Source organism: Sediminibacterium sp. (genome assembly GCF_051861365.1).
GTDB lineage: Bacteria > Bacteroidota > Bacteroidia > Chitinophagales > Chitinophagaceae > Sediminibacterium.
In genome coordinates this window covers 1-3795 of record NZ_JBHYCW010000064.1, presented here as the reverse complement: position 1 = coordinate 3795, position 3795 = coordinate 1, and the positions used below count along the sequence as shown (strand labels likewise).

At 36.6% G+C, this 3795-nt stretch carries 3 protein-coding genes; all 3 read right to left on the bottom strand.

All coding sequences use genetic code 11. The features are described 5' to 3' along the window. Window positions 1–153: 153 nt before the first annotated feature. Window positions 154–2085: a polysaccharide biosynthesis protein gene (locus ACTIEV_RS15430; RefSeq protein ID WP_439516807.1), complete on the bottom strand. Its 1932-nt coding sequence runs from the start codon at window positions 2083–2085 to the stop codon at window positions 154–156. 54 nt (window positions 2086–2139) lie between these two features. Beyond that, window positions 2140–3267: a DegT/DnrJ/EryC1/StrS family aminotransferase gene (locus ACTIEV_RS15425; RefSeq protein WP_439516806.1), complete on the bottom strand. Its 1128-nt coding sequence runs from the start codon at window positions 3265–3267 to the stop codon at window positions 2140–2142. Next, window positions 3260–3795, bottom strand: a 536-nt coding sequence (locus ACTIEV_RS15420) for a NeuD/PglB/VioB family sugar acetyltransferase (protein ID WP_439516805.1), incomplete at its 5' end; no start/stop codon positions are given. The genes ACTIEV_RS15420 and ACTIEV_RS15425, both read right to left, overlap by 8 nt.

Genomic DNA, 3795 nt, shown 5'->3' with positions numbered 1-3795 from the left:
ACAACTAAAAAAATTAAAGCAACAAGCAACAAGATTAGGTTTAGTACTGGTTCCTGATAATTTAGTTACTTAAGAGACAAAAAAGTAAACGGAGACTTACATTTAATAAAGCAATGAATAACCTGAGTATCTAAGAAAGAAATAAAAAAGATCTTAACTAATCTTCATCGCAATAACCTCCGCGTTATTGCCATTATCTAATTGTTCAAAAACAGAATTATTACTAATAAACTCCGGAACGAGTTTCTTCATTTTAGCCACCATCTCCATCGTCCCCTTCCTCTGTTTAGCCAGCTGAATCAAAGAAGTAAATTCCTGATGCATCGCATCAAACTGAATATTCCGCACTTTAGCAATCATGATTTTTTCATGATAAGTAGGTAAAGTATTTTCAGAATCCATTAAAAGCTCTTCATAGAGTTTCTCACCCGGACGCAGTCCACTGTATTTGATTTCAATATCAATACCGGGTACATACCCGTAAAGACGAATCATTTTCTTAGCGAGATCAACAATAGGTACAGGTTTACCCATATCGAATACAAATATTTCACCACCGCTCCCCATGCTACCAGCCTCGAGCACAAGTTGACAAGCTTCCGGAATGGTCATAAAGAAGCGGGTGATATTAGGATGCGTAACTGTTACCGGACCACCTTTTTCAATCTGTTCTTTAAAGCGAATAATTACAGATCCGTTAGATCCTAATACGTTACCAAAACGGGTAGTGATGAATTTGGTAAATTTATCTTTGTCACCGGTATTCGCTGCAGAGTGATACAGTGATTGTACATAACATTCTGCTAAGCGTTTAGAAGCACCCATTACATTAGTAGGATTCACTGCTTTATCGGTAGACACCATCACAAAACGCTGTACATGATGTTTCACAGAAAGATCTGCAATGATTTTCGTACCCATCACATTCGTCAAAATCGCTTCCGACGGACAAAGCTCCATCATGGGTACGTGTTTATAAGCAGCTGCATGGTACACATAATGTGGCTCATACATCGCAAACATTTCCTGCATGCGCTCTTCATTCGTAACATCTCCTAAATAAGGTATGCATGCTGTACTAGGATTCAATTCCTGTAATTCCAATTCCAAATGGTGCAAAGGCGTTTCTGCCTGATCACAAAGAATAATGGTATGGGGTTGAAAACGCAAGAGTTGACGAACAATTTCACTACCGATGGAACCGGCAGCTCCGGTTACCAATACACGTTTTCCTTTTACCTGACTAGCGATTTCTTCATTATTGATCCGAATCGGTTCACGCTCTAAGAGATTTTCTATCTTAATCGTTTGTAATTGACGAGCTGAGAATTCACCGTTAATCCACTTATCTAGAGGCGGTACATTCAATACTTTAATATCATGATCCAAACAAAAATCTACGAGTTCATTTTTTTTATCTGGAGCCATATTAAAAGCAGCAATAATAATCTCATCTATTTTCTGTGATAAGGATATATTTTGTAAATCCAGTCGGTGTTGAATTTTAACTCCATCAACTACTTTACCAACCTTACGCACATCATCATCAATAAATGCAACTACACTAATATTAGAAGTGGCATCATGTTCTAATACTCTTTTCGTCGCAAATCCAGCCTCACCAGCACCATAAATGATAACATTTTTTCGATCCATTTTATAATTACGCAGATAAGCAAATGCATATTTTACAATCACGCGATATGAAATCAAAAAAAGAAAACTGAACAAGCTGTAAATTATCAAAGTTACTGTTGCAAAATTTAAAGCTCCTCCCCCTGTATTACTTGATACCAATCCAATAAAAAATAAGACTGAGGTAGTCATTAATATGGCATAACAAATTCGTAATGCATCTTGAATACCAGTGTATCGAATAATACCAGCATAAGTACGAAAATTGATAAAAACGATTGAATTAATAAGTGTAAGAATGAGGATATTACCGCTAAGTATTTGCACATCGATTGCTTCAATCGCTAAATTGTAGCGTATTAAATGTGCAAACAACATAGCAAAAGCACAAATAGCATTATCAATTAAGAAAATAATCCAACGCGGAACTATATTGGTTTTTTTAAACATGTAAATAGGTAATATAGTACAATGTAGATAAAATTGTTAATATACGCAATATTGCTATCGAAACAATGATACAATCGATTGAGACACCCGATCGAGATCCTGACTTGAAAGATTAGATCCTGAAGGCAAGCAAAGCCCATTTTGAAATAATGTTTCAGCTAATGTTTCACCGTAATAGGGTGCGTCAGCAAAAACAGGCTGTAGATGCATTGGTTTCCAGAGAGGTCGACTTTCAATATTTTCTGATTCGAGTTGTAAACGAATATGTTCCCTTGTAATGCCTCCTGTTTTCTGTGGGTCAACCAATATACAAGTAAGCCACCTATTACTGAAAGATCCGGAAGGTTCAGATAAGAATCTAACGCCTGTTAAATTAGATAAGGCTTTTTCGTAATACAAATGGACCCCTCTCCTTTTGTCTACATGATGATTCAAAACTTCCATTTGCCCCCTACCAATTCCGGCAGCCACATTACTCATTCTGTAATTATACCCAATAACAGAATGCTGATAATGAGGTGCAGAATCTCTGGCTTGTGTTGATAAGAAACGTGCTTTTTCAATTAATGACCTTTCGTTGGATATCAATGCACCACCTCCAGAAGTTGTAATGATTTTATTCCCATTAAAAGACAGAATACCGAATTTTCCGAAAGTTCCACAGCATTGATCGCCATATTTTGAACCTAAAGCCTCTGCTGCATCCTCTATAATCGGAATATCAAACTCCTGAGCAACTTGCGCAATTTCTTTCATTTTGGCTGGCATACCATACAAATGAACCGGTATGATAGCTTTTGGTTTCTTACCTTTTAGTAAACGATCTTCAATTGCTAATCTTAATTGTTTTGGACACATATTCCATGTATCGGGTTCGGAATCAACAAATACAGGAGTTGCACCTTGATAAACGATAGGATTTGCACTCGCAGAGAATGTAAAACTTTGACAGATGACCTCATCGCCATATCCAACATTCAACAAAATGAGTGCTAAATGTATGGCTGCTGTTCCCGAACTTAAAACAGCAGCATGTTTAATATCAAGATAATCTTGCAAATCACTTTCAAATCCGTTCACGTTCGGACCTAATGGTGCTATCCAATTTGTATCAAAAGCTTCATTTACATATTTCAACTCCGTTCCACCCATATGTGGCGAGGACAACCAAATTTTATTCATCAATACTCAATTTTTTTTTTACTACTCCAGGAATCCCTACTACCATTGAATAATCGGGGATATCATTGATAACTACAGTTCCTGCTCCAATAACACACCATCTACCGATTTTAATATTTTGAATTACAGTAGCACCTGCTCCAACATGTGAACCTTCACCAATACTTACCGCACCGCAAAGTGTTACCCCAGGAGAAACATGTACAAAATCGCTAATGACACAATCGTGATCAATGGAAGCAGAAGTATTTATGATACAATGCTTTCCTATCACTACATCTCTTTGAACAATGACATTATGAAGTACAACAGTACCTTCTCCAATTTGAGAATTTCTATCGCAAATAGCCGAGGATGCAATACATTGACCAAACTCATGTGAAATTTTATTGGCAATTAATTTCCTGATTTTGTTATCGCCTATAGAAATAATGATTGAATCATTAGGGAGATGGGTAGCTTTATATGATCCAAGCACATTGTATTCATTTAGTGAAGCTATTGCAGGATTATCATCAAATATACCAT